The organism is Pseudomonas sp. KB-10, from assembly GCF_018221585.1.
Classification (GTDB): Bacteria; Pseudomonadota; Gammaproteobacteria; order Pseudomonadales; family Pseudomonadaceae; genus Aquipseudomonas; species Aquipseudomonas yangonensis.
The window spans coordinates 1-25,439 of the sequence record NZ_QYYB01000010.1 but is presented as its reverse complement, the minus strand read 5'-3'; the positions used below and the strand labels follow the sequence as shown (position 1 = coordinate 25,439).

Below are 25,439 nucleotides of genomic sequence, written 5' to 3'. Positions count from 1 at the left end.
AGACAAACCCAGTGCAGGTAGCTAGCAAGAGAGGCCTGTCTGACTATTCAAGCCCCTCAAGCAGCTTATTGATGTGCAGGGCGTTGTTCACCACCTGCTCCATATGCACCTGCAATGCTTCGGTTACATGTGACAGCCCGTTCTGCTGGAACCAGCGAGAAATCAACTGCACCGACTCAACTAGAGCAACCTGGTTGCGATGAGTCAACAGTATGGCTGTTAACAATGGATTCTGGTCCTCCACGTCCCGCTCCTAGGTTATGGCTCGCTTGGCAAAATCGCTTATAGAGCTTTACAGAACCATACCTCTATCTGGGTATCTCCAATGCTCCAGATAAAATTGACGAGAATCATTATTGATTGAACTCAAGCTTTCTAAGCTGCTGCCAACACTCCCAGCTATGGAAGCAAACAGCATGAAGTTACTCCCACTGCTCCCCCTCGCCGCCATGTTCGCCATCCCTTTTGCCTCTGCCCGCGAATACCCCATCGGCGAGCCACAACACTGTGCCGGCATGGAGGTCGGGGCTGTATATCTGCAGCCAATCGAGATGGACCCGCCGGGGATGATGAAACCCGCCGCCGAATCTGACGTACACATGGAGGCTGACATCAGTGCTCTGGAGAACAACCATCACGGTTTCCAGGAAGGCAGCTTCGTGCCCTACCTTGAGATTTCCTACCGCCTACAGCGCGCTGGCAGCGACAAGCTGATCGAAGGTGACTTCCACGCCATGGTCGCCAGCGACGGCCCGCACTACGGTGACAACATCAAACTAGACGGCCCTGGTCAGTACCAGCTGACCTACACCGTGTCACCACCGGGTGGTCACCATCACGCCTTCGGCCGCCATACCGACAAGGAAACGGGCGTGGCACCTTGGTTCAAGCCCTGCGAGCTGAACTACAGCTTCACCTACGCTGGCATCGGTAAGAAAGGCGGCTACTGAGTCCGTAACGTATTCAGCTCACAGGAAACGCCTATGAGATGTCTTGCTGTCTTTACCTTCGCGCTGGCGTTGCCAGCGTGGAGTGCCTCGCTGCCCAGCTACGAGCTGGAGATACGTGATGGGCATTTCACCCCGCCCCACCTGACGGTTCCAGCCAAGCAACGTTTCAAGATCATCGTGCATAACCGCGGCGCGGGCCCGGTCGAGTTCGAAAGCCTGCCTTTGCGGGTAGAAAAGGTACTTGGCCCAGGCGTCAGCTCATTCGTGGTGATCCATCCACTCAAGCCCGGTCGCTACACCTTCTTCGACGAGTTTCATCTCGATTTGCCCGGCGGCTACATCGAGGCTCAATAAGGAGTTCCCATGGAACAGGCACTATTGATCGTCTGGCGCGAGAGCGTGGAGGCACTGTTGGTCATTGGTCTGCTGCATGCCTGGTTGAGCCGCCAATACAATGCACGCCAGCTTTTGCGCAAGCTCTGGGAGGGCGTCGCTGCAGGCATCGCCCTGGCTGCCCTGCTGGCCCTGTTGATGGTCGTGGCTGGCAGTTGGATGAGCGGCACTCCCGGTGAGTGGTTTCAAGCCGCGATGAGCGCTCTGGCCAGTTTGCTGATTCTGCAAATGGTGGTGTGGATGTCGCAAAACGCCGGCAATCTTCGCAATGCGCTTGAGAGCCGAGCCCAACAGGCCCTTGCGCACAGCCGACACAGTGGGCTGACACTGCTCGCGACACTGGCTGTAGCCCGAGAAGGCAGCGAGATCGCGATTTTTCTCTATGGTGCAGTCGGCTCCGCCAGCGCCATACAAACCATCGCAGGCGCCCTCCTCGGTGGAGCGCTCGGCGCGCTAAGCTTTGTGCTGTTGCAACGAGGCAGCCGGTTTCTCGACTGGCGACGGTTCTTCACCATCAGTGAAACCCTGTTGCTGCTGCTAGGCGGCTCAATGCTGATGAATGCACTGGATCGCACCACCGGTCAGCTGATGGGGATGGATCTTCCTGAGGCGCTATATGGCTGGCTGGGCGACCCACTCTGGGATACCTCGGCCTGGCTGGATGACGGTGCGCGCATTGGCGGGCTGATTGCCGGGATGACCGGCTACCGGGCCATGCCATCAGCGGTTGCTGTAGCCGTACTTGTTTCATACTGGCTGCTGGCCTGGTGGCTAAGGCGACCCAGGGCAAACTCACCCAGCATTCGCGCCGCAACATGAAACTGCTATTCAGCCGTTGCCTAATGGGCATAGGCAACGGTCTGCGCCGCCATTCCGTTGCTGTACAGCGAGCGCAATGGATTGTGGTCTTGTTCTACGTCGTGCTACTGGTCACTCCTGCACTCCTGCCTCTGCCCGACAACCAGGCACGCATGCTCGATAACCTCACACTGCTCGCCCAGTTCGTGTTCTGGGGCATCTGGTGGCCCTTTGTGCTGCTCTCGGTGGTGCTGTTCGGGCGCATGTGGTGCGGCCTACTTTGCCCGGAGGGTGCTCTCAGTGAATGGGCCAGCCAGCACGGTATGGGGCGTGGCATCCCGCGCTGGATGCGCTGGGCTGGCTGGCCCTCGGTAGGCTTCCTGGCCACCACCCTGTACGGCCAACTGATCAGCGTCTATGACTACGCCCAGGCTGCGCTGCTTATTCTCGGCGGATCGACCATCGCCGCCATGCTGGTCGGTTTCTTCTATGGCCGCGGCAAGCGCGTCTGGTGCCGTTATCTGTGTCCGGTCAGCGGTGTTTTTGCTCTGCTGGCCAAGCTCGCGCCCATGCATTATCGGGTCAGTGAAGAACGCTGGCAGGCCAACCTGCCGCCGCATCTGCCCGCCCCCAACTGCGCACCGTTGCTGGACATCCGCCGCATGCGTGGCGCTTCGGCCTGCCACGCCTGCGGCCGCTGCAGCGGACAACGCGACGCCGTACGGCTAATTGCCCGCTCCAGTAATGAGGAGATCGTGCATCTGGGGGAGCACGGCAATCTGTGGGAGGCCCGCCTGCTGTTGTACGGAGTGATCGGCCTGGCCATGGCTGCCTTCCAGTGGACGATCAGCCCCTGGTTCATCGCGCTCAAGCAGAGTATGGCCGAATGGCTGGTCGCACATGATCAACTGTGGCCTCTGCAGACTGATGCGCCCTGGTGGGTACTGACCCACTACCCACAGGTCAACGATGCCTTCACCTGGCTGGATGGCCTGAGCATCTGCCTATATCTGGTACTCGGCGCCCTGCTCCTGGGCGGCGGGATTCACCTGCTTCTGATTGCCGGCAGTGTGCTGGCAGGCAAGCCGCTCGCCTTTGCCCGTCATCTGGCCCTCTGCCTGGTGCCGACTGGCGCTGCTGGTCTGTTTCTCGGTCTGTCGTCGACCACCGTCAAACTGCTGCGCTATGAAGGCCTGCAACTGCTCTGGGTAAACCAGGCCAGAGCAGTGCTGATAGTTGCCGCGGGTCTGTGGAGCCTGTACCTGGGCTGGCGTGTCTGTACCCAGTTACCCTGGCAGAGCCGCCAGGCTCCGATGCTGGCCCTGTTGCTGAGCAATACGCTGCTCGGCTATGGCTGGTGGTTACAGTTCTGGGGCTGGTGAATCAACTTGCGCGAAGCTCGAAACGCTCGAATAGCTGCTCGAAATAGGGCCAGAGTTCAGCCGCCTGGGCCGGCGTGGCAGCACTGCCCAAGTCGCTGTCGAGCATCTGCTGGGGGCGCGCCAGTTGTACTGCGAAACGCCGTACGCCAAGCCCCGCCAGACGCTCTCCAAGACGCTGCAGGCGCCGACAGTCGGACAGGTTCCAATGCACCGTGGTACGGCACTCGTAGTCCACACCGCTCTCAAGCAGCAGCTCCAGACTGCGCCAATTGGCCTGGCCGCTGGCGCTGACACCAGTAATTAACGCAACCTCCTCCTCCAGCGCCTTGACGTCGAAACCGACCCAGTCGCAGTGCGCCAGCGCGCGACCGAAGGAAGCCGGCTTGATCCCGGCACTGTGCAGGCCGACCTTGAAGCCCAGCTCGCGCACCCGGCGCATGGCGGACGGCAGCGCCGGCTGCAGGGTCGCCTCGCCGCCGGAGAACACCACCGCCTGCAGCAGCCCCTGGCGCTGGCGCAGGAAGCCCAGCACCTTGTTCCAGCTCCACTCGGTGGGGCCGCCGCAGCGGATCAGCTCGGGGTTGTGGCAGTAGCGGCAGCGCCAGGCGCAGCCCTGGCAGAACAGTACGCAGGCCAGATGATCGGGGTAGTCGAGGGTGGTCATGGCTTGCAGCCCGCCGATGCGCAGCGGGCGAAAGGCATGACGCGAAGGCACTGAAGGCATGCTCGTGGCTCCAATGGCGGACGTGGCGAAGCCCGGGCCATCACCGATGGCCCGGGCTTCGGGCGGACTCAGCGCGGCTCGGCGAAATGCTGGCGCTCGCGATGCTCGGACTGCTTGCCGAGATTGAAGGCCGCCACCGGACGGTGGTAACCCATCACGCGGGTCCAGACCTCGCAGCGCTGGCGCTGGGCTTCGGGAAGTTGCACGGGTGCATTCATGGTGTCGCTCCTTGCTGTGGATGGAATCGTGGTTCAGCCGCCGCAGGCGCCGCAGCACTGCTGTTTCTGCAGCAGCGCCTCGTCGCACTTCGGACAAAACTCGTGCTCACCGGCCAGGTAGCCATGCACCGGGCAGATGGAGAAGGTCGGGGTGATGGTCAGGTACGGCAGGCGGAAGCGCGACAGCGCGGTGCGCACCAGCTGCTTGCAGGCCTGCGCCGAGGAAACCCGCTCGGCCATGTACAGGTGCAGCACGGTGCCGCCGGTGTACTTGCACTGCAGCTCGTCCTGCAACGCCAGCGCCTCGAAGGGGTCGTCGGTGAAGCCCACCGGTAGCTGCGAGGAGTTGGTGTAGTACGGCGCCTCGGGCGTGCCGGCCTGGAGGATGTCGGGGAAGCGCTTGCGGTCCTCCTTGGCGAAGCGGTAGGTGGTGCCTTCGGCCGGGGTGGCCTCCAGGTTGTACAGGTGGCCGCTCTGCTCCTGGAACTGCACCAGGCGCGCGCGCACGTGATCCAGCACCTGCAGCGCCAGCTGGCGGCCGTCCTCGGTGTGCATGCCCTCGCGGTCGCCGCTGAAGTTGCGCAGCATCTCGTGCAGGCCGTTGACCCCGATGGTGGAGAAGTGATTGCGCAGGGTGCCCAGGTAGCGTCGGGTGTAGGGATAGAGGCCGGCATCCATGTGGTGCTGGATCACCTTGCGCTTCACCTCCAGGCTCTCGAAGGCCATGTCCAGCAGCGCGTCGAGGCGCTGCATCAGGCCGTCCAGATCGTCCCGGTACAGGTAGCCGAGGCGCGCGCAGTTGAGGGTCACCACGCCGAGCGAACCGGTCTGCTCGGCCGAGCCAAACAGGCCGTTGCCGCGCTTGAGCAGCTCGCGCACGTCCAGCTGCAGGCGGCAGCACATCGAGCGCACCTGGTTGGGCTGCATGTCCGAGTTGAGGAAGTTCTGGAAGTACGGCAGGCCGTAGCGCGCGGTCATGTCGAACAGGCGCGTGGCGTTGTCGCTGTCCCAGGGGAAGTCGTGGGTGATGTTGTAGGTCGGGATCGGGAAGGTGAACACCCGGCCCTTGGCGTCGCCGGCCATCATCACCTCGATGTAGGCGCGGTTGATCAGCTCCATCTCGGCCTGCAGCTCGCCGTAGCAGAACGGCATCTCCTGGCCGCCGATCACCGGCACCTGCTCGCGCAGGTCTTCCGGGCAGACCCAGTCGAAGGTCAGGTTAGTGAAGGGCGTCTGGGTGCCCCAGCGTGACGGCACGTTGAGGTTGTAGATGAACTCCTGCAGCGACTGGCGCACCTGCGCGTAGCTGAGGCTGTCCTTGCGCACGTAGGGCGCGAGATAGGTATCGAAGGAGCTGAAGGCCTGGGCCCCGGCCCACTCGTTCTGCAGGGTGCCGAGAAAGTTGACCATCTGCCCCAGGGCGCTGGACAGGTGCCTGGGCGGGCCGGCCTCGACCCGCCCGGGGATGCCGTTGAGGCCCTCGTGCAGCAGGGTGCGCAACGACCAGCCGGCGCAGTAGCCGGCGAGCATGTCGAGGTCGTGGATGTGCAGGTCGGCCTCGCGGTGGGCCAGGCCGATGTCTTCGCTGTAGACCTCGTCCAGCCAGTAGTTGGCGGTGACCTTGCCGGACACGTTGAGGATCAGCCCGCCCAGCGAGTAGCCCTGGTTGGCGTTGGCCTGCACGCGCCAGTCCTGGCGCGACAGGTATTCGTTCATCGACGCGGCCACGTCGATCAGCTGCTTGCGCTCGCGGCGCAGGCGGCCATGCCGTTCACGGTAGACGATGTAGGCGCGTGCGGTCTGGTAGTAGCCGGCCTCCATCAGCACCCGCTCGACCCGGTCCTGCACCTGCTCCACGCCCACGCAGTGGAACTCCAGCAGGCGCGCCAGCACCGCGTCGGCCAGGGCACTGGCCTCATGCGCCTCGAACTCGCCCGTGGCCTGCCCGGCGGCGGCAATCGCACGCTCGATCTTGGCCGCCTCGAAGGGCACTTCCTGGCCATCGCGCTTGAACAGCGCCTGCGGTCGATAGGGGACCTGATCCGCACACATCCATCACCTCCTGACACATCATCTAGCTGTTGTTAACAACAAAAAACACAAGATGCTGTGCAATCTACGTCAGGAGGACGGATGCAACTTGACCGTGATCAAGTTTGCCCGCAAACCTGCGCTCAGGTGTTCGCGCCGACCGGCGCCAGGGGGTATCCTGCGGTGCATCAGGCCGCTCAGGAATCACTTGCGATGACCAGTCCACTGCGCTTCGACCGCTCGCTGGTAGAGAAATACGACCGTCCGGGGCCACGCTACACCTCCTACCCCACCGCGCCCCAGTTCCGCCAGGCCTTCGCCGAGGACGACTACCGGCAAGCCGCCGAGCGCAGCAACCGGACGCCCGCCAAGGCCTTGTCGGCCTATATCCATATCCCCTTCTGCCAGAGCCTCTGCTACTACTGCGCCTGCAACAAGATCATCACCCAGAAGACCCACCGCGCCGTCGAGTACCTGGATTACCTCAAGCGCGAAATCGCCCTGCAGGCGGCGCTGTTCAGCCCGTCGCGACGCCTGACCCAGCTGCACCTCGGCGGCGGCACGCCGACCTACCTGAGCAGCGCACAGCTCGCCGAACTGATGGACTGCCTGCGCCAGCACTTCCGCTTCGACGAAAGCGACAATCACGAGTTTTCCATCGAGGTCGACCCGCGCACCATCAGCCGCGAACGCATCGCCGAGCTGCGCGCGCTGGGCTTCAACCGTCTGAGCTTCGGCGTGCAGGACTTCGACCAGCAGGTGCAGGCCGCCGTCAATCGCCTGCAGAGCGAAGAGCAGACCTACGAGCTGGTCGCCGCCGCCCGCGAGGCCGCCTTCAAGTCGGTCTCGGTGGACCTGATCTATGGCCTGCCGCTGCAGACCGTTGTCAGCTTCGACACCACCCTGGACAAGATCATCGCCCTGCGCCCGGATCGCATCGCCGCCTACAGCTATGCGCACCTGCCGGAAATGGTGCGCGCCCAGCGGCTGATTCGCCGCGAGGACATGCCGCCACCGGAGCGCAAGCTGGAGCTGCTGGAGCTGACCATCCAGCGCCTGACCGCGGCCGGCTACGTGTATATCGGCATGGATCACTTCGCCCTGCCCGACGACGAGCTGTGCCTGGCCCGCGAGGCCGGTACGCTGCAGCGCAACTTCCAGGGCTACTCGACCCACGCCGACTGCGACCTGATCGGCCTCGGGGTGTCGTCGATCGGCAAGGTGAGCGACAGCTACAGCCAGAACGTCAAGGAACTCTCGCAGTACTACGCGCGCATCGACCAGGGCCTGTTGCCGGTGCACCGCGGCTACCGCCTGAGCGACGACGACCTGCTGCGGCGCGAGGTGATCACCGCACTGATGTGCCATGGCCGGGTCGAGTTCGCGGAACTGGAGGCGCGCCACGGCATCCACTTCCTCGACTACTTCGCCGAGTCGCTGGCCAGCCTCGACGAGCACCTGGCCGACGACCTGGTGCAGATCCACGCCGATGCGCTGGTGCTGCTGCCGCGCGGGCAGCTGATGATGCGCAGCGTGGCGATGGCGTTCGACGCCTACCTGGGCGAAGGCCAGAGCGGGCGTTTCTCGCGTACCGTGTAATAAAAAACCACCGGCCATGGCGGAGCAACGCCGCCTGGCAGGTGGTAACGGCCCAAGCGTGGGCCAGCGGGAGTTGATCAGCCGCCGGTGGCGTTCATGAAGCGCAGGATCTGCACGTCCCCGGTGTCGAATTCGTGGCGCAGCGGTTTGCGCAGCAGCCCCTGACGGATGGCCGCCAGCACCGGGGCGTCGTCGCATGGGTGACGGCGCAGCAGGCCGCGCAGGTCGAGCGAATGTTCGTGGCCCAGGCACAGCAGCAGACGCCCCTCGACCGTGACCCGCACGCGGTTACAGGTCGCACAGAAGTTGTGGCTGTGCGGCGAGATGAAGCCGATGCGCCGGTCCGGAAAATCCTGCAAGCGCACGTAACGCGCCGGCCCGCCACTGTGCTCGGCGCTGTCGAGCAGGCTGTAGCGCTCGGCAATGCGCGCGCGCACCCAGTCGCTGGAACAGTAGCTCTCGCCGCGCTCGCGCCCCACCTGCCCCAGCGGCATCTCCTCGATGAAGCTGATATCCAGGCCGCGGTTCAGGGCGAAGTCGACCAGGTCCGTCACCTCGTCGGCATTGCGCCCGTGCATCACCACCACGTTCAGCTTGAGGTTGGCGAAGCCGGCCGCCTGCGCGGCCTCGATACCGGCCAGCACCTGGCCCAGTTCGCCGGTACGGGTGATGGCGCGAAAGCGTTCGGGGCGCAGGCTGTCCAGGCTGATGTTGAGGCGCTTGACCCCCGCCTCGGCCAGCGGCCTGGCCAGCTTGTGTAGCTGCGAGCCGTTGCTGGTCATCACCAGCTCGCGCAGGCCCGGCAGCGCGGCGATGCGCTGGCACAGACCGACCACACCGGGACGCACCAGCGGCTCGCCGCCGGTGAGGCGGATCTTGCGCACGCCCTGGGCGACGAAGATCCGCGCCGTACGCTCCAGCTCCTCCAGCGTCAGCACCTGCTGGCGTGGCAGGAAAGTCATGTCCTCGGCCATGCAGTAGACGCAGCGGAAATCGCAGCGGTCGGTGACCGACAGGCGCAGGTAATCGATGTTGCGGCCGAAGCCGTCCTGCAGCAGGCTGCTCATGGTACTCCCCAGGCCCTGGGCCGGTTTACTGCAACAGCGGGCTGTCGGCGCCTTCGAGCAGGATGCCCTGGATGTCCGCCTCGCCGATCAGGTTCTTCAGGTACTGCGCCACGGCCACCTGCCACACACGCTGGTCCAGCTCGGCGCAGATGCTCTTGTGCACCGCCTCGAACGGCAGTGGCTGGCCCTCGAGACGCTGCTCCACCAGCACCACATGGAAGCCATAGCGGCTTTCCAGCGGCTGCCCGGCCAGGCCGAGCGGCAGGCGGAACAACTGGCGCTCGAACTCCGGCACCGTCTGCCCCTGGCTGATCTGCCCCAGCGCCCCGCCCTGCTCCTTGGAGGGGCAGGCGGAATGCGCCATGGCCAGCTCGGCGAAGCGCTCGGGCTGTGCCTGCAGCTCGGCGATCAGCGCCTGAGCCTGGTCACGGGCCTGGCTGCGCTCCTCGGCATCGTCGGCCGGGCAGGCCAGCAGGATGTGCCGGGCCGCCAGCAGCGGCGCGCTGGCATAGCGCGAGCGATTGCGCTCGAAGTAGGCGCGGCAGGTCGCCTCGTCGGCATGCGGCAGCGCCACCTCACGCTCGATCAGCGTGCGGGTGGCAGCCTCCTCCTCGCTCTCGCCCGCGGCCGCGCGGACCCGGATATCCAGCGCGCTGATGCGCTGCTGCAGCAGCTCGCGGATCACCAGTGCCTGGCTGGCCAGGAAGATGGCTTCCTGGCGGGTGTTCGCCGGGTGGTACTGCAGCTCCTGGGCGATTGCCTCGGGCGCGATGGCGACACCATTGACCTTGATCCGCGGCCACTCCTGCTCGCTGCTGGCGATCAGTTCCAGCGAGGGCTCATCCTCGCTTTGGTCGTCCGCGGCCCGCGCCTGCTCGACCACCGGCTCGAACGCCTGCACACCGGCCTGCGCCGGCTCGGGCACCACGACCTGGCTGGCACCACCGGCGCAGCCACCACCACCGTTGCCGCTACCTCCGCATCCACAACCCATGTCACACCTCCACGCATTCGTTTGGCGGTGGGTGACGCCACCCACCTTGCTGGTCCCGGATGACGCTGGCGCCTGTCCGGGCTACACGACTCAAGATTCATCCGGTCTGGACCGGCCGGCCGACGCGCAGCCGATCCAGACGTTGCCTCAGGCCTTCTGGCGCACGATCTGGTAGCGCCGCCCCAGGTACCACACCGGCGCGCTGACGATGTGCACCAGGCGGGTGAAGGGGAACAGCACAAACAGGCTCAGGCCGAGGAACACGTGCAGCTTGTACACCAGGCTCACCGGGGCGATGGCCGCGGCGGCCAGCTGCGGCTGCAGGGTCACGGTGTACTGCGCCCAGTCGGCCAGCATCACCATCACCGAGCCGTCCATGTGGTGGGTCGAGGCATAGATGGTGCCCAGGCCCAGCAGCAGCTGCACCAGCAGCACGACCAGCACCAGGATGTCCGAGCAGCTGGAGCTGGCGCGCACCCGGGCGTCGCTCAGGCGGCGCTTGAGCAGCATCAGCAGGCCGATCAGGCACAGGCCGCCGAACAGGCCGCCGGAGACCATCGCCAGCAGCTGCTTGTTCTCGGTACTGATCACATGGTGATAGACCGAGGCCGGGGTCAGCAGGCCGACGAAGTGGCCGGCCAGCACGAACAGCACGCCGACATGGAACAGGTTGCTGGCGATACGCATGTAGCGGTGTTCGGCCGGGGTGCGGTTGAAGATCTGGCTGGAACCGGCCTTCCAGCTGTACTGCGACAGATCGAAACGCGCCCAGCTGCCGATCAGGCAGACCGCCAGGGCGATATAGGGATACACGCCGAAGGCGAGGAAGTTCAGATTAGCCATTGTGCACCTCCTGGGCCGGCACGCTGGCCGCCCCGTCCTGCTTGAAATCGATCCAGTGCAGCGGCACCGGCACCTCTTCGCGAGCCTTGCCCGGCATCGTGGTCTGGCTCGGGCAGCGGTCCTGCTGCTCGGCCTTGAGGAAGTCCACGGCCTCCTCCTCCCACAACTTGTCCAGCGCTTCCAGGCTGTCGTCGCGCACCTCGCCGGCCACCTGCTCGCGCACCTCGGCCACCGCCACCGCCGGCTGTTCGCCGGCGATCTGCAGCAGCGCGCGGAAACACGCGGCGTAAGGGCTCTCGCGCTCCTCCAGGCGCGCCGCCAGCAGGGCCAGCAGGTGCGCCACGTCGGCCAGGCCCTCGCGGGCCTCGAGGTCTTCGCGGCTGGCCAGGTACTCCAGGTACAACGGGATGTAGTCGGGCAGCTCGCGCACGCCGATGGCGAACCCGGCGGCCTCGTACTGCGCCATCAGGTCGACCATGGCCTGGCCGCGGTCGCGCGACTCGCCATGCACGTGCTCGAACAGCAGCAGCGACAGGGCGCGGCCGCGGTCGAACAGCTCGGTGTAGCGCTCCTGCACGTCCATCAGCTCGTCACCGGCCAGCTCGTCGAGCAGGCGCAGCAGCGAGCCGCGCTGGTCCGGGCTGATCTCGCGGGCACTGCAGATGGCCTCGTCCAGCTCCTTGTGGGCGCTGCGCAGCGCCTCCTCCGGGTAGTCGAGCAACAAGGAAATCACCTTGAGAATCTGCATGGTCATTCCTCCCAGATCTGCACGGTCTTGAGGATGTCGCGCTTGTTGGCCTTCTTGGCGCCGAACATGTTGGTGTCCGACGAGCCACTGCAGCCGCTGCCGAAGCTGAAGCCACAGCCGGAACGCTCGGCGAAGGCATCGCTCATGGCTTCCTCGCGGTGCGCCGACGGAATCACGTAGCGATCCTCGTAGTTGGCGATGGCCAGGTAGCGGTACATGTCCTCGCACTGCGCCACGGAGAGACCGACCGACTCCAGCACCTTGAGGTCCTGCACGCCGTCGACCTGCTCGGCGCGCTTGTAGGCACGCATCGCCAGCAGGCGCTTGAGGGCCAGCTTGACCGGCTGCTCGTCACCGGCGGTGAGCAGGTTGGCCAGGTAGCGTACCGGGATGCGCAGGCTGTCCACGTCCGGCAGCACGCCATCCATGCTCACGCTGCCCTTGGCGGCGGCGTTCTGGATCGGCGACAGCGGCGGCACGTACCAGACCATCGGCAGGGTGCGGTATTCCGGGTGCAGCGGCAGGGCCAGCTGCCAGTCCACCGCCAGCTTGTACACCGGCGACTTCTGCGCGGCCTCGATCACCGACAGCGGCACGCCGTCCTTCAGCGCCTGCTCGATCACCTTGGGATCGTTCGGGTCGAGGAAGATCTCCAGCTGCTTCTGATACAGGTCCTGCTCGCTCGGGGTGCTGGCCACCTCGTGGATGCGGTCAGCGTCATACAGCAGCACGCCGAGGTAGCGGATGCGGCCCACGCAGGTTTCCGAGCACACGGTCGGCATGCCGGCCTCGATGCGCGGGTAGCAGAAGATGCACTTCTCGGATTTGCCGCTCTTCCAGTTGAAGTAGATCTTCTTGTACGGGCAGCCGCTGATGCACATGCGCCAGCCGCGGCACTTCTCCTGGTCGATGAGGACGATGCCGTCCTCCTCGCGCTTGTAGATCGCGCCGCTCGGGCAGGAGGCCGCGCACGCCGGGTTGAGGCAGTGCTCGCACAGGCGCGGCAGGTACATCATGAAGGTGTTTTCGTACTCGCCGTAGATGTCGGCCTGCACCTTGTCGAAGTTCTTGTCCTTACGGCGCTTGGCGAACTCGGTGCCGAGAATCTCCTCCCAGTTCGGACCCCACTCGATCTTCTCCATGCGCTGGCCGGAGATCACCGAACGCGGGCGGGCCACCGGCTGGTGCTTACCCAGCGGCGCGGTATGCAGGTGCTGGTAGTCGAAGTCGAACGGCTCGTAGTAGTCGTCGATGCTCGGCAGATCCGGGTTGGAGAAGATGTTCGCCAGCACGCGGAACTTGCCGCCGATCTTCGGGTTGATCGAACCATCCTTGTTGCGCACCCAGCCGCCTTTCCACTTCTCCTGGTTTTCCCACTCTTTCGGGTAGCCGATACCGGGCTTGGTCTCGACGTTGTTGAACCAGGCGTATTCCATGCCTTCTCGGCTGGTCCAGACGTTTTTGCAGGTGATCGAGCAGGTGTGGCAGCCGATGCACTTGTCCAGGTTCAGGACCATGCCCACTTGTGAACGAATTTTCATGTCGGCTCTCCTCACTCGATCTCGGTCGGCAGCGGTTGTGGCAGGGCGTCGCCGTTAGGCCCGTCCAGCCAGTCCACCTTGTTCATCTTGCGCACCACGACGAACTCGTCGCGGTTGCAGCCCACGGTGCCGTAGTAGTTGAAGCCGTAGGCCAGCTGGGCGTAGCCACCGATCATATGGGTGGGTTTCAGGACCACGCGGGTCACCGAGTTGTGGTGGCCACCGCGGGTCTGGGTGCTCTCGGCGCCGGGCACGTTCACTATGCGTTCCTGGGCGTGGTACATCATCACCATGCCTTCCTTGACCCGCTGGCTGACCACCGCGCGGGCGGTCAGGGCGCCGTTGGCGTTGAAGCACTCGATCCAGTCGTTGTCCTCGATGCCGACCTTCTTGGCGTCGATCTCGCTCATCCACACGATCGGACCGCCACGGCTCAGGGTGAGCATGATCAGGTTGTCGGTGTAGGTGCTGTGGATGCCCCACTTCTGGTGCGGGGTGATCCAGTTCAGGCAGATCTCCGGGTTGCCGTTGGACATCTTGCCCTTCACGTAGCCTGTCGAGCGGGTGTTGATCGGCGGCCGGTAGCTCATCAGGCCCTCGCCGAAGGCCAGCATCCAGGGGTGATCCTGGTAGAACTGCTGGCGACCGGTGATGGTGCGCCACGGGATCAGCTCGTGGACGTTGGTGTAGCCGGCGTTGTAGGACACGTGCTCGTCTTCCAGGCCGGACCAAGTCGGGCTGGAGATGATCTTGCGCGGCTGCGCCTGGATATCGCGGAAGCGGATCGCCTCATGCTCCTTGGGCAGCGCCAGGTGCCTGTGATCGCGACCGGTGAACTCCGACAGCGCCGCCCAGGCCTTCACGGCGACATGGCCGTTGGTTTCCGGGGCCAGCGAGAGGATGACCTCCGCCGCGTCGATGGCCGACTCGATCTTCGGCCGTCCCTGGCTGACGCCCTCCTCACGCACCTTGTAGTTCAGCTCGCCGAGGAACTCGACCTCGTGCTCGGTGTTCCAGTTGATGCCCTTGCCGCCGTTGCCCAGCTTGTCCAGCAGCGGGCCGAGCGAGGTGAACTTCTTGTAGGTGTTCGGGTAGTCGCGCTCGACCACCGTGATGTTCGGGCAGTTCTTGCCCGGCTGCGGCGCCACGCCCGCGGTCTTCCAGTCGCTGCCACCGAAGGGCTGCGCCAGTTCGCCGGGGGTGTCGTGCAGCAGCGGCACGGTGACCAGGTCCTGCTCGACGCCCAGGTGCCCCTTGGCCATCTCGGAGAAGGACTTGGCGATGCCCTTGTAGATCTCCCAGTCCGAACGCGCTTCCCAGGCCGGATCGATGGCGGCCGACAGCGGGTGGATGAAGGGGTGCATGTCCGAGGTGTTCATGTCGTCCTTCTCGTACCAGGTCGCGGTCGGCAGGACGATGTCGGAGTACACGCAGGTCGAGGACATGCGGAAGTCCAGGGTAGTCACCAGGTCGAGCTTGCCGATGGCGCCCTCGTCCACCCACTCGGCCTCGTTCGGCTTGAAGCCGCCGCGCTTGCCGAGGTCCTCGTTCATCACGCCGTTCTTGGTACCCAGCAGGTACTTGAGCATGTACTCGTGGCCCTTGCCCGAAGAACCGAGCAAGTTCGAGCGCCAGATGAACATGTTGCGCGGGAAGTTGACCGGGTTGTCCGGCTGCTCGCAGGCGAAGCGCAGCGAGCCGTCGGCCAGCGACTTGGTCACGTAGTCCACCGGCGACAGGCCGGCGGCCTGGGCGTCGCGGCAGATCTGCAGCGGGTTGCGGTTCAGCTGCGGGGCGCTCGGCAGCCAGCCGGCGCGCTCGGCGCGGATGTTGTAGTCGAGCATGTGCTCGGGGAACTGCGACTTGTCGGCCAGCGGCGAGAGCACCTCGTGAATGCTCATCTTCTCGTGGCGCCACTGCGAGCTGTGGTTGTAGAAGAAGCTGGTGCCGTTCATCTGGCGCGGCGGACGGCTCCAGTCCAGGCCGAAAGCCAGCGGCAGCCAGCCGCACTGCGGACGCAGCTTCTCCTGGCCGACGTAGTGGGCCCAGCCGCCACCGGTCTGCCCGACGCAGCCGCACAACATCAGCATGTTGATCAGGCCACGGTAGTTCATGTCCATGTGGTACCAGTGGTTCATCGCCGCACCGACGATGATCATGGAACGGCCCTTGGTCTTGTCGGCGTTGTCGGCGAACTCGCGGGCGATCTGGATGGCCTTCTCGCGGCTGACGCCGGTGATCTTCTCCTGCCAGGCCGGGGTGCCCGGCACGCGGTCGTCGTCATAGTGGTTGGCGACGTTGGCGCCGCCCAGTCCACGGTCGATGCCGAGGTTGGCGGCCATCAGGTCGAACACGCTGGCGACCCGCGCCTGGCTGCCGTCGGACAGGATCACGGTACGCACCGGTACGCGGCGCAGCTGGATCTCCTCGCCCGGCACGGCAGTGAAGTACTCGTGGGTCTGCCCGCCGAAATAAGGGAAGGCGACTTCCGCCACTTCGCCACTGTCGATCTGGCTCAGCTTGAGATCGATCTCGCGCCCGGCGCCGCCCTCGCGGGCCTCGATGTTCCACTTGCCCTTCTCGCCCCAGCGATAGCCGATGGAGCCCTGCGGCGACACCAGCTCGCCCGAGGCGTCGACGGCGATGGTCTTCCACTCGGGGTTGTTGCCCTGGCCGAGGCTGTCGGTCAGGTCGCTGGCACGCAGGAAGCGCTCGGCACGGTAGCTGCCGTCCTGCTCATTGAGTAGCACCAGCATCGGCAGGTCGGTGTAGCGCTTGGCGTAGTCGGTGAAGTAGGCGCTGGGCTTCTCCAGGTGGAATTCCTTGAAGATGACGTGGGCGAAGGCCTGCGCCAGCGCCGCGTCGGTACCCTGCTTGGGGTTGAGCCAGAGGTCGGTGAGTTTGGCCACCTCGGCGTAGTCCGGGGTGATGGCCACGGTCTTGGTGCCCTTGTAGCGCACCTCGGTGAAGAAGTGCGCGTCCGGGGTACGGGTCTGCGGAACGTTGGAGCCCCAGGCGATGATGTAGTTAGAGTTGTACCAGTCGGCCGATTCCGGCACGTCGGTCTGCTCGCCCCACACCTGCGGCGAGGACGGCGGCAGGTCGCAGTACCAGTCGTAGAAGGACAGGCACACGCCGCCGATCAGCGACAGGTAACGGCTACCGGCGGCATAGCTGACCATCGACATGGCCGGGATCGGCGAGAAGCCGACCACGCGGTCCGGGCCGAACTGCTTGACGGTGTAGACGTTGGCCGCGGCGATGATCTCGTTGACCTCGTTCCAGCTGGAACGGATGAAACCGCCCATGCCACGCTTGCTCTTGTAGCTCTCGGCCTTGATCGGGTCGCTGACGATGCTGGCCCAGGCCTCGACCGGAGCCAGGGTCTTGCGCGCGTCGCGCCACAGCTTGAGCAGCGGCTTTCGCACCTTGGGGTACTTCAGGCGGTTGGCGCTGTAGATGTACCAGCTGTAGCTGGCGCCGCGCGGGCAGCCACGCGGTTCGTGGTTGGGCAGGTCGTTGCGCGTGCGCGGGTAGTCGGTCTGCTGGGTTTCCCAGGTGATCAGGCCGTTCTTCACGTAGATCTTCCAGGAGCACGAACCGGTGCAGTTCACCCCGTGGGTGGAGCGCACGATCTTGTCGTACTGCCAGCGCGAGCGGTAGACGTTCTCCCAGTCACGCGATTCCTTGCGGGTCTCGCCATGACCGTCGGCGAACTCCCCCTGCTTGCGATTGAAGAAGCGCAGCTGGTCGAGTATGTGGCTCATTTTCTCTTCCTCTCAGGCTGAGTGCGGGCGGCCCCGCGCTCGTCATTTCTTGGGTTGTGGCGGACTAGCAGGGGGTCTCTGCGCCCTTGCGCGAGTACCACCACCAGGTGACCAGGATGCAGCTGACGTAGTAGCCAACGAACACGTACAGGGCGACCTCGGGCCCGCCGGTGAGGGCGATGGAGCTGCCGAAGGACTTGGGAATGAAGAAGGCGCCGAAGGCCCCGATGGCCGAGCTGAAGCCGAGCACCGCGGCCGATTCCTTGCCGGCCGCCTTGATCGCCTGTTCCTTCTCGGCGGCGCCCTTACCGGCGCTGAGGCGCTCGTGCAGGGTGCGGAAGATCACCGGGATCATGCGGAAGGTCGAACCGTTGCCGATGCCGGTAGTGACAAACAGCAGCATGAACATGGCCAGGAAACCGTAGAAGTTACCGCCCTGGCCGTGCTGCGGCAGGAAGGCGATCACCCCGAACACGGCGGCGATCATCAGCACGAAGTTCCACAGGGTCACCCGCGCGCCACCCAGCTTGTCTGCCACCCAGCCGCCCAGCGGACGCACCAGGGCGCCGACCAGCGGGCCGAGGAAGGCGAACTTGAGCGCGTTGACCTCGGGGAAGGAATGCTTGATCAGCAGCGGGAAGGCCGCGGCGAAGCCGATGAACGAACCAAAGGTGGCCAGGTACAGCCAGCACATCAGCCAGTTGTGCTTGCGCCTGAAGATCACCGCCTGCTCGGCGAAGGACGCCTTGGCGCTGGCCAGGTCGTTCATGCCGAACCAGGCCGCCAGGGTCACCGCCGCGATCAGCGGCACCCACACCAGGCCGGCGTTCTGCAGCCACAGCTGGCTGCCGTCAGCCAGTTCCTGCGGCTTGCCGCCGACCGCGCCGAACAGGCCGAAGCCGATGACCAGCGGCACCAGGAACTGCATGGCCGACACGCCCAGGTTGCCCAGGCCGGCGTTCAGGCCCAGGGCGGTGCCCTGCTGCGCCTTGGGGTAGAAGAAGCTGATGTTGGACATCGAGGAGGCGAAGTTGCCGCCGCCGAAACCGCACAGCAGCGCGATGATCACGAACACGCTGTAGGGCGTGCCCGGGTCCTGCACGGCGAAGCCCATCCAGATCGACGGAATCAGCAGCGAGGCGGTGCTCAGGGCGGTCCAGCGGCGCCCGCCGAATACCGGCACCATAAACGAATAGAAGATGCGGAAGGTCGCCCCGGACAGCCCCGGCAGTGCCGCCAGCCAGAACAGCTGATCGGTGCTGAAGCTGAAACCGATGGCATTGAGGCGCACGATCACCGTACTCCACACCATCCATACGGCAAAGGCGAGAAACAGCGCAGGAATCGAGATCCACAGGTTACGGGTGGCGATGGCCTTGCCGGTGGAACCCCAGAAATGTGGGTCCTCCGGGCGCCAGTCCTCGATCACAGGCCCTTGCCGGGGCGGCTGCCCCATGGCCGGATTCTTGGTTGCGGACATGCTGAATCTCCTTGTCAGGAAGCAGAATTCATGGAAGCGGTGGAACCCGAACCCATGACTGGGGTTTTGCGAACCTCGCTGAAGTACATCCAGATCAGAGAAACCCAGACCACGCCGTACAACAGCATGAAGGCGGAAGAGCGCACTCCAGTGAGGTCGACCAGCACGCCGAACATGATCGGCAGGACGAAGCCGCCCAGGCCGCCGGCGAGGCCGACGATGCCGGACACCGCGCCCATGCGATCGGGAAAGTCGTTGGCGATGTACTTGAACACCGAGGCCTTGCCGAACGCCCAGGCGATGCCCATGACGAACATCAGCGCGGTGAACACCCAGACGTTGAGGCCGATGTGGAACGTCTGCGGGCCGTTGACCGTGTGCACGGTGAAGTCGGTCTGCGGGTAGGAGAGGATGAACAGGCACACCCAGCTCACCCACATCACCCACCAGGTCACGCTGTGCGCGCCCCACTTGTCCGACATCCAGCCACCGATGGCGCGCAGCACGCCGCCCGGCAGGGAGAAGCAGGCGGCCAGCAGCGCCGCGCTCTGCAGGCTGAAGCCGTATTCCTGCACGTAGTACTTGGTCATCCACAGGGCCAGCGCGACGTAGCCGCCGAAGACGATCGAGTAGTACTGGCAGTAGCGCCAGACGCGCGGGTCCTTCAGGGTCTTCAGCTGCTCACCCAGCGACACGCTGCTCGGTACCCGGTGCGCCTTGTTCTCGTAGGTGAGGAACCAGAACAGCAGCGCGGTGATGAACATGATCGCCGAGTAGACCTTCGGCACCATCTGCCAGCTGGCGGCGGCGATGATCGCCGGGGCGATGAACTTGGTCAGCGCCGAGCCGGCGTTGCCCGCGCCGAAGATGCCCATGGCCAGGCCCTGGCTGGACTTGTCGAACCACTTGGCGACGTAGGCGATGCCTACCGAGAAGGAGCCGCCGGCCAGGCCGACGAACAACCCGAGGACGAGGAACTGCCAGTACTGGGTGGCCTCGCTGATCAGGTAGATCGGCAGCACGCAGACCAGCATCAGCACGAAAAACACGATGCGTCCGCCGAAGCGGTCGGTGAGCATGCCCAGCGGCAGGCGGATCAGCGAACCGGTCAGGACCGGCGTCGAGGCCAGCAGGCCGAACTGGGTCTCGTTGAGCTGCAGCAGTTCCTTGATGGGTACACCGAGTACCGCGAACATCATCCACACCATGAAGCAGATGGTGAACGCGGCGGTACTCATCCCCAGCACCAACCCCTGTTGCATTTTCTGGCTCACCATGAACGCTCTCCCAAGCTGTTTCATGGCTGCAGGCTATTGCCAGGGGGGCCGTCGTTTCTTGATCTGGATCAAGGAGCACCGGCGCCCTTACGACCTACCATTGCCCCAACTACCACCAAAGTGATAGTGGCAAAAATCAAGAATAAATCCTTTTAAATCATTGATTTATCGCAACAACAGAGCCTCGGCCGGTGGATCGCGGAGCGCTCCGAACTCTTTGGAGGTAGCGCGATGCTGGACTGGTTCAAGGGCTCGTTGCCGGCCCGCGCCGGGCTGGCGGTGATACTGATCGCCACCCTGGCCTTCTGCAGCGCGATCAGTGCCGTGCTGATCGCCATGGTCAGCGAGGACGACGCCGCCGCCATCAACACCGCCGGCTCGCTGCGCATGGCCACCTACCGCCTGAACTGGCGCCTGGAAGCCAATGACGACGCCACCACCATCGCCGCCCTGCGCGACGACATGCAGCGGCGCCTGGACAGCAACTCGCTCAGGCACATGATCGGCGACGAGCCCGACGATCCGGTCGGCCATGCCTTCGCCAACATCCAGCGTCAGTGGCGCGAGCAGCTGCTGCCAGCCCTGGAGCGTGGCGACCGGGTTACCTTCCAGCAACAGTCGGAGATCTTCGTCGGCCAGCTGGAAAACTTCGTCATGCAGCTGCAGAAGCAGAGCGAGAAGCGCCAGAGCTGGCAGCAGAGCATCCAGGGCGCGGCCCTGCTGATGACCGTGGTGATCCTGCTGGTGGGCATGTTCGAGCTGCAGAACAGCGTGATCACCCCGTTGCAGGAGCTGGTCGGCGCCACCGAGCGCTTCCGTGCCGGCGACCTCGACGCGCGCATCGAGTACCGTTCCATCGATGAACTGGGGCAGATGGCGTTGAGCTTCAACGCCATGGCCGACGCCATCGAGGAATCGCACCGCACCCTCGAATCGCGGGTGGCGGAAAAGACGCAGAACCTGGCGCAGAGCAATGCCGCCCTGGAGCTGCTGTACCAGAGCAGCCGCAGCATCGCCAGCAGCCCGGCCAACGCCGAGCAGCTGGACGAGCTGATCGACAGCTTCCAGCAGCGCCTGCCCGGCCTGCGCCTGACCCTGTGCCTGAAAGGCGATACCCAGGCGCCGGTGGAGCACCTGATCGCCCTGCACGGCAACGAGTCGCGGGAAATCTGCGCGCGCAGCGACTGCGCCAGCTGCCAGCGCCATACCCAGCCCAACGGCCTGGACTTCATCATCAGCTCGCAGGGCAACAGCCTGGGCGAGCTGTGCGCCCACTACGAGGACGGCCACACCCCGCGCCAGTGGGAGCAGGAGTTGATCCAGGCGCTGGCCAACCTGATCGGCACGTCGCTGTCGCTGGAGCGCCAGCGCGAGCAGGACAACCGCCTGCTGCTGCTCGACGAGCGCACTACCATCGCCCGCGAGCTGCATGATTCGCTGGCCCAGGCGCTGTCCTACATGAAACTGCAGGTCAGCCGCCTGCAGACCCTGATCCGCCGCGGCGAAAGCAGCGAGGTGCTGCTGCAGGTCAGCGACGAGCTGCGCGAGGGTCTGAACAGCGCCTATCGCCAGTTGCGCGAACTGCTCACCACCTTCCGCCTGCAGATCCAGGACGGCGGCATCGAGCAGGCCCTCGACGACACCGCCCGCGAGTTCGCCGAGCGCGGCAACCTGCGCGTGCTGCTGCACGCCGAACCGCTGGCCTTCACCCTGTCGGCCACCGAGCAGATCCACCTGCTGCAGATCGCCCGCGAGGCGCTCTCCAACTGCGCGCGCCATGCCCAGGCCAGCCAGGCCTGGGTGCACCTGCGTCAGTGCGGCGAGAATGTCGAGCTGCTGGTCGAAGACGACGGCATCGGCATCGATCCCGCTTACGACAGCCGTCACCACCATGGCCTGAACATCATGCAGGAGCGCGCCCGCAGCCTGGGCGGCAGCCTCGCATTGACTCCCCGCGAGCCCCTGGGCACCCGCGTGCGTCTGCTGTTCTGTCCGGAATTCCTGCGTCAACCGACTCCCGAGGCTCTTTCATGAACGCCACCCTGCCCCACACCCTGCTGCTGGTCGACGACCATCCGATGATGCGTCGCGGCCTGCGCCAGCTGATCGAGCTGGAAGGCGACCTGACCGTGGTGGGCGAAGCCAACAACGGCCTCGAGGCCTGCGAGCTTGTACAGCGCCTGACTCCCGACCTGGTGGTGCTGGACAACAACATGCCGCAGCTCAATGGCGTGGAGACGCTCAAGCGCCTGCGCGAGCAGGGCTTCGCCGGCAAGATCCTGCTGTTCACCGTGTCCGACGCCGAGCACGACGTGCGCGACGCCATGCGCTTCGGCGCCGACGGCTACCTGCTCAAGGACATGGAACCCGAACACCTGATCGCCCGCCTGCGCGAAGTACTGCGCGGCACCCTGGTGATCAGCCCGTCGCTGACCACCGTGCTGGCCCAAGCCTTGCGTACCCCGCAGGGTGCCAGCTCTCTGGACCTGACCGAGCGCGAACGCCAGGTGCTGAAAATGATAGCCGCCGGACTGAGCAACAAGATGATCGGCAATAAGCTCGGTATCACCGAGGGAACGGTCAAGGTGCATGTGAAGAACCTGCTGCACAAGCTCGGCCTGCGCTCGCGAGTCGAGGCGGCCGTATGGGCACTGGAGAATCTCTAGCAACAACTTGTCTGCACGCTGGCATTGACTCACCTCCCGAAACTCACCTCGGTAACGGTTCTCTCGCTGTAACTCAATGCCTCGAACTCCACCTCAGTGGGTTGAGATGCCCTAGTCCAGCGTTCAGCCTAGGAACTGACAAGAAGGTCATGAGCTGTGTCAGGAACCGCACCGTCACTGCGTAACGGAACTTGATTCCCGTCAAGGGGCCATCCGCCGTATGCACTAGGGTAGGACCGTCACAACCTATAGAGACAACTCATGACCCACACAATCAGGCTCGTCCGAACGGTCACCCCGCACCCACTCCGGAGAAAGCCTTGAGATCCCTACTGCGCACCCTACTACTGCCCGGGCTGCCCACTTTCGAGGCACCGCTGAACGCCAATCAGCGCCGTTTTAAGGCCCTGCATCTCGCCAATCGGCAGGCCTTCCTAGGCCAGCAGGCCCTGCTCTACTGTCTGCTCGACGATCACGACATGGCCCGGCGTCATTGCCAGGCTTGCCTGGACGAGCTCAACAAGTGTTGCAGCCGCCTGCAAGCGCTCATGGAAGGGAGCGCCGAACAGCAACGCGTCGACACCCTGGCCCGGCTCTCGCAGGGCTACGCCCTGATGCTCGGCGCCAGCGAGGATGATGAATTGCGGCATGCGACACTCGCTGTCGGCGAGCTACTAATGCTGCGTTCTCTAGAAGTGGCCAAGCGACTCGCCGCCGGCTGTGACTCGCCCACTGCAAAGTGGCTGACGCAGTGCGGCCGGATCTATGCCTACAGTCAACGTACCCTGTGCGTACTGGCACTGAGCGAGTCGCTGTCCTTGCGCCTAGATCGAGCATCGCTACTGCTAACCTGCCACGAACACTGTCATCAGGCACTGGTCGAACTCGACCGGCTGGCCGCCTGCCACACCGAGGCAAACCAGTTGCTGCGCGAACTCGAGCAGTTGCATCAATGCTCATCCCGAGAGCCTGACGCCCCCTGGCTGCATCAGATCAGCACCAGCCTGCTGTTCAGCTTAAAGCGTCTGGAAGACTTCCACGCCTGAGTCTGCCTCTTTGGAGGTAACGCCTCGGAGGAATGGGCCACGCATGCGCGACCACCTAACATGCAGGACATGGAGGTGGACCATGCTTACCGATTCCACGACCCAATCTGCACTACGCAAGCATTACCTGTTCGACCGCCTGCCGCAGCCTCTCTTTCAGGAGATCTGTTGCCTGGCCATCCGAAGACGCTTGGAGGTCGGCGGCGTACTTTTCCACCAAGGCGATGCGGCAGACCGTTTCTACCTACTGCTCGATGGACGTATTACCCTGACCCGTGTGCTGCCAGAAGGCCAAGAAAAGCTAGTGGAGGTGATCTCGTCAGGGCAGAGCTTCGCTGAGGCGTTGATGTTCAGCGGCACCCGTTACTATCCTGTGACAGCCAGCGCGCTCAAGCCGAGCAGCCTGATTAGCATTGACGCAGGGCACTACCGGCACCTTCTTGAGGAGCAGCCCAAGACCTGTCTAGAGCTGCTCGGCCACCTGAGCGCACGCCTGCACCAGCGCCTCAACGAGATCGACACCCTGGCCCTGGGCAACGCCAGTCGGCGCGTGGCGCGCTACCTGTGCCAGGAACAGGAGGCTCGCAATGGCATCATCCAGCTCAGCGCACCCAAACGCCTGATCGCCACTCAGTTGGGCATCCAACCGGAAACATTCTCGCGCATCCTGCACCGCCTGATCGACGACGGCCTTATCGCCATGGAACGGCGAGTTATTCGTGTACTCGACCAGCCGCGATTGGCCAACTACCACGACTGAATGCAGCCCGCGAGGAGGTCAAATGCGCGATCCCAAGCTACCCCTGGTCTACTCCTGCTCCGGCTGCTCCAATGTCGCGCAGTTGGCCAACACTCTGGCGGTGCGCCTTGATCGCGCTGGTCTGGCGGAAATGTCCTGCATTGCCGGAGTCGGCGGACGAGTTGCCTCGCTAGTCAGCAAGGCAAATAGCGGTCGGCCGATCCTTGCCATCGACGGCTGCCGCCTGCAATGCGTACGCGGCTGCCTCGACCAGCATGGCGTACGCGCCAGCGAACACTTGGTGCTCAGCGAACAGGGCCTGAAGAAACGCTACGGTGAGGATTTCAGCGGCGAGACGGTCGAACAGATCTACCTCGAAGTGGTCGACCTACTGGCCGGCGAACGTATGCAGAAGCGTTTCCGGAGGCCGCAGTTGGTTGAGTGAGTCTGCGAGCCCCCAGCAATACTGCGCTGGAAGGAAGCTTAGCGGCGCCAAAATCTAAACGATAGATGCTGGCAGCACCTGAGGTGAAACTTTCCTTGCTTCTTCCAAAGCAGGGGCTCTTGCCCCCTCAAAATCAAGAAAAATAGACGGTTTCCACCCGGCCGCTGCGCTGGGTGGAGCCTCCGCGATTTTTCCTGATTTTTTCACGACCGCCTTAGTCGCCCTAGTCGGCAGGGGTTCATGCGCAGCGCAAGCGCAGAACCCTGAAGACGAAGGAGCGAAAGCCATGAGCGAACACATCAGGATCTACGTTGCCGACCTGGCCGCCTACAACGCCGGTCACCTGCATGGCGTCTGGATCGACGCCACCCAGGAGCTGGACGATATCCAGGAACAGGTCGACGCCATGCTGGCGGCTTCGCCGGTCGAGGGGGCGGAGGAATACGCCATTCACGACTTCGAGGGCTTCGACGGCTACCGCCTCGGCGAGTATGAGGGCCTCGAAAGCGCCCACGAGGTCGCCTGCTTCATCGAAGATTACCCCGAGTTTGGCGGCGCCCTGCTCGCTCATTTCAACGACCTGGAGCAAGCGCGCAAGGCGGCCGAGGAGGATTACTGCGGCTGCTACACCTCGCTGGCTGACTACGTCCAGGAGCTGACCGAGGAAACCAGCAGCATTCCGCAGCACCTGGTCATGTACATCGATTACCGCGCTATGGCCCGTGACATGG

Annotated in this window: 21 protein-coding genes and 1 pseudogene; 11 read left to right on the top strand and 11 right to left on the bottom strand. The window is 64.4% G+C overall.

Annotated features, from left to right (window positions below; translation table 11 throughout):
* Window positions 1-43: 43 nt before the first annotated feature.
* Complete coding sequence (locus tag DXK50_RS22355) at window positions 44-244, bottom strand: hypothetical protein (protein WP_047589282.1); 201 nt, start codon at window positions 242-244, stop codon at window positions 44-46.
* 172 nt (window positions 245-416) lie between these two features.
* Between DXK50_RS22355 and DXK50_RS22350 the strand changes: the two genes are divergently transcribed.
* From DXK50_RS22350 to DXK50_RS22335, 4 genes are read left to right on the top strand one after another with little or no spacing between them, the layout of a single operon-like run.
* Entirely contained in the window at window positions 417-950 is a 534-nt protein-coding gene (locus DXK50_RS22350; protein WP_047589285.1) for an iron transporter, read from the top strand.
* Window positions 951-983: 33 nt separating this feature from the next.
* Window positions 984-1,304, top strand: a complete 321-nt coding sequence (locus tag DXK50_RS22345; protein WP_047589287.1) for a cupredoxin domain-containing protein — start codon at window positions 984-986, stop codon at window positions 1,302-1,304.
* Between the two features lie 9 nt (window positions 1,305-1,313).
* On the top strand, window positions 1,314-2,162 hold the full coding sequence (locus DXK50_RS22340) for an FTR1 family iron permease (protein WP_047589290.1): 849 nt from the start codon (window positions 1,314-1,316) through the stop codon (window positions 2,160-2,162).
* Window positions 2,159-3,523 (top strand): 4Fe-4S binding protein, encoded by a 1,365-nt coding sequence (locus DXK50_RS22335; protein WP_212631786.1) that lies wholly within the window; start codon window positions 2,159-2,161, stop codon window positions 3,521-3,523. Before DXK50_RS22340 ends, DXK50_RS22335 begins: the two co-directional genes overlap by 4 nt.
* A gap of 1 nt (window position 3,524) precedes the next feature.
* On the opposite strand, the gene DXK50_RS22330 is transcribed toward DXK50_RS22335, so the two are convergent.
* Both DXK50_RS22330 and DXK50_RS22320 read right to left on the bottom strand, forming a co-directional pair.
* Window positions 3,525-4,247 carry an anaerobic ribonucleoside-triphosphate reductase activating protein gene (locus DXK50_RS22330; protein WP_052178328.1) on the bottom strand — a complete coding sequence of 241 codons (723 nt, stop codon included), beginning with the start codon at window positions 4,245-4,247 and terminating at the stop codon, window positions 3,525-3,527.
* A gap of 68 nt (window positions 4,248-4,315) precedes the next feature.
* Window positions 4,316-6,517 (bottom strand): annotated as a pseudogene (locus tag DXK50_RS22320) (ribonucleoside triphosphate reductase).
* 192 nt (window positions 6,518-6,709) lie between these two features.
* Here DXK50_RS22320 and hemN point away from each other — a divergent pair.
* On the top strand, window positions 6,710-8,095 hold the full coding sequence (gene hemN / locus DXK50_RS22315; RefSeq protein ID WP_212631784.1) for an oxygen-independent coproporphyrinogen III oxidase: 1,386 nt from the start codon (window positions 6,710-6,712) through the stop codon (window positions 8,093-8,095).
* Between the two features lie 77 nt (window positions 8,096-8,172).
* Here hemN and moaA read toward each other — a convergent pair whose 3' ends face one another.
* From moaA to DXK50_RS22275, 8 genes are all read right to left on the bottom strand, one after another.
* On the bottom strand, window positions 8,173-9,162 hold the full coding sequence (gene moaA, locus DXK50_RS22310) for a GTP 3',8-cyclase MoaA (RefSeq protein ID WP_212631783.1): 990 nt from the start codon (window positions 9,160-9,162) through the stop codon (window positions 8,173-8,175).
* Between the two features lie 25 nt (window positions 9,163-9,187).
* On the bottom strand, window positions 9,188-10,156 hold the full coding sequence (locus DXK50_RS22305) for a peptidylprolyl isomerase (RefSeq protein WP_212631782.1): 969 nt from the start codon (window positions 10,154-10,156) through the stop codon (window positions 9,188-9,190).
* Window positions 10,157-10,303: 147 nt separating this feature from the next.
* Window positions 10,304-10,999 (bottom strand): respiratory nitrate reductase subunit gamma, encoded by a 696-nt coding sequence (gene narI / locus DXK50_RS22300; protein ID WP_047588166.1) that lies wholly within the window; start codon window positions 10,997-10,999, stop codon window positions 10,304-10,306.
* Window positions 10,992-11,747, bottom strand: coding sequence for a nitrate reductase molybdenum cofactor assembly chaperone (narJ, locus tag DXK50_RS22295; protein WP_047588164.1), 756 nt, complete (start codon window positions 11,745-11,747; stop codon window positions 10,992-10,994). The genes narI and narJ overlap by 8 nt, the downstream gene beginning before the upstream one ends.
* Window positions 11,748-11,749: 2 nt before the next feature.
* The gene (narH, locus tag DXK50_RS22290; protein WP_212631781.1) at window positions 11,750-13,288 is read right to left on the bottom strand and encodes a nitrate reductase subunit beta; all 1,539 of its coding nucleotides are present in this window, start codon (window positions 13,286-13,288) and stop codon (window positions 11,750-11,752) included.
* Window positions 13,289-13,299: 11 nt separating this feature from the next.
* On the bottom strand, window positions 13,300-17,055 hold the full coding sequence (locus DXK50_RS22285) for a nitrate reductase subunit alpha (RefSeq protein ID WP_047588161.1): 3,756 nt from the start codon (window positions 17,053-17,055) through the stop codon (window positions 13,300-13,302).
* 64 nt (window positions 17,056-17,119) lie between these two features.
* Window positions 17,120-18,511: a NarK family nitrate/nitrite MFS transporter gene (locus tag DXK50_RS22280; protein ID WP_212631852.1), complete on the bottom strand. Its 1,392-nt coding sequence runs from the start codon at window positions 18,509-18,511 to the stop codon at window positions 17,120-17,122.
* A gap of 38 nt (window positions 18,512-18,549) precedes the next feature.
* The gene (locus DXK50_RS22275; protein WP_047588157.1) at window positions 18,550-19,812 is read right to left on the bottom strand and encodes an MFS transporter; all 1,263 of its coding nucleotides are present in this window, start codon (window positions 19,810-19,812) and stop codon (window positions 18,550-18,552) included.
* A gap of 231 nt (window positions 19,813-20,043) precedes the next feature.
* On the opposite strand from DXK50_RS22275, the gene DXK50_RS22270 reads away from it, so the two are divergent.
* The 6 genes from DXK50_RS22270 to DXK50_RS22245 all read left to right on the top strand — a co-directional run.
* Entirely contained in the window at window positions 20,044-21,846 is a 1,803-nt protein-coding gene (locus tag DXK50_RS22270) for a HAMP domain-containing protein (protein ID WP_047588154.1), read from the top strand.
* Entirely contained in the window at window positions 21,843-22,478 is a 636-nt protein-coding gene (gene narL / locus DXK50_RS22265; RefSeq protein ID WP_047588152.1) for a two-component system response regulator NarL, read from the top strand. Before DXK50_RS22270 ends, narL begins: the two co-directional genes overlap by 4 nt.
* 320 nt (window positions 22,479-22,798) lie before the next feature.
* Window positions 22,799-23,524: a hypothetical protein gene (locus DXK50_RS22260; protein WP_047588151.1), complete on the top strand. Its 726-nt coding sequence runs from the start codon at window positions 22,799-22,801 to the stop codon at window positions 23,522-23,524.
* Window positions 23,525-23,606: 82 nt separating this feature from the next.
* Window positions 23,607-24,284, top strand: coding sequence for a Crp/Fnr family transcriptional regulator (locus DXK50_RS22255; protein ID WP_047588149.1), 678 nt, complete (start codon window positions 23,607-23,609; stop codon window positions 24,282-24,284).
* A 22-nt stretch (window positions 24,285-24,306) separates the two neighbouring features.
* A complete protein-coding gene (locus DXK50_RS22250; protein ID WP_047588146.1) occupies window positions 24,307-24,708 on the top strand; it encodes a putative zinc-binding protein in 402 nt (133 codons plus the stop codon).
* A 286-nt stretch (window positions 24,709-24,994) separates the two neighbouring features.
* A partial coding sequence (locus tag DXK50_RS22245) for an antirestriction protein ArdA (RefSeq protein ID WP_212631780.1) occupies window positions 24,995-25,439 on the top strand: 445 nt, incomplete at its 3' end.

What these genes read in the sequence shown, in the direction of transcription:
- DXK50_RS22340 (WP_047589290.1), top strand. Translation starts at nt 1,314, where the DNA reads ATGGAACAGGCACTATTGATCGTCTGGCGCGAGAGCGTGGAGGCACTG.
- hemN (WP_212631784.1), top strand. Translation starts at nt 6,710, where the DNA reads ATGACCAGTCCACTGCGCTTCGACCGCTCGCTGGTAGAGAAATACGAC.
- DXK50_RS22330 (WP_052178328.1), bottom strand. Translation starts at nt 4,247, where the DNA reads ATGCCTTCAGTGCCTTCGCGTCATGCCTTTCGCCCGCTGCGCATCGGC.
- narH (WP_212631781.1), bottom strand. Translation starts at nt 13,288, where the DNA reads ATGAAAATTCGTTCACAAGTGGGCATGGTCCTGAACCTGGACAAGTGC.
- DXK50_RS22285 (WP_047588161.1), bottom strand. Translation starts at nt 17,055, where the DNA reads ATGAGCCACATACTCGACCAGCTGCGCTTCTTCAATCGCAAGCAGGGG.
- DXK50_RS22275 (WP_047588157.1), bottom strand. Translation starts at nt 19,812, where the DNA reads ATGGTGAGCCAGAAAATGCAACAGGGGTTGGTGCTGGGGATGAGTACC.
- moaA (WP_212631783.1), bottom strand. Translation starts at nt 9,162, where the DNA reads ATGAGCAGCCTGCTGCAGGACGGCTTCGGCCGCAACATCGATTACCTG.
- DXK50_RS22305 (WP_212631782.1), bottom strand. Translation starts at nt 10,156, where the DNA reads ATGGGTTGTGGATGCGGAGGTAGCGGCAACGGTGGTGGTGGCTGCGCC.
- DXK50_RS22345 (WP_047589287.1), top strand. Translation starts at nt 984, where the DNA reads ATGAGATGTCTTGCTGTCTTTACCTTCGCGCTGGCGTTGCCAGCGTGG.
- narL (WP_047588152.1), top strand. Translation starts at nt 21,843, where the DNA reads ATGAACGCCACCCTGCCCCACACCCTGCTGCTGGTCGACGACCATCCG.
- DXK50_RS22280 (WP_212631852.1), bottom strand. Translation starts at nt 18,511, where the DNA reads ATGGGGCAGCCGCCCCGGCAAGGGCCTGTGATCGAGGACTGGCGCCCG.
- DXK50_RS22350 (WP_047589285.1), top strand. Translation starts at nt 417, where the DNA reads ATGAAGTTACTCCCACTGCTCCCCCTCGCCGCCATGTTCGCCATCCCT.
- DXK50_RS22270 (WP_047588154.1), top strand. Translation starts at nt 20,044, where the DNA reads ATGCTGGACTGGTTCAAGGGCTCGTTGCCGGCCCGCGCCGGGCTGGCG.
- DXK50_RS22255 (WP_047588149.1), top strand. Translation starts at nt 23,607, where the DNA reads ATGCTTACCGATTCCACGACCCAATCTGCACTACGCAAGCATTACCTG.
- narJ (WP_047588164.1), bottom strand. Translation starts at nt 11,747, where the DNA reads ATGCAGATTCTCAAGGTGATTTCCTTGTTGCTCGACTACCCGGAGGAG.
- DXK50_RS22335 (WP_212631786.1), top strand. Translation starts at nt 2,159, where the DNA reads ATGAAACTGCTATTCAGCCGTTGCCTAATGGGCATAGGCAACGGTCTG.
- narI (WP_047588166.1), bottom strand. Translation starts at nt 10,999, where the DNA reads ATGGCTAATCTGAACTTCCTCGCCTTCGGCGTGTATCCCTATATCGCC.
- DXK50_RS22250 (WP_047588146.1), top strand. Translation starts at nt 24,307, where the DNA reads ATGCGCGATCCCAAGCTACCCCTGGTCTACTCCTGCTCCGGCTGCTCC.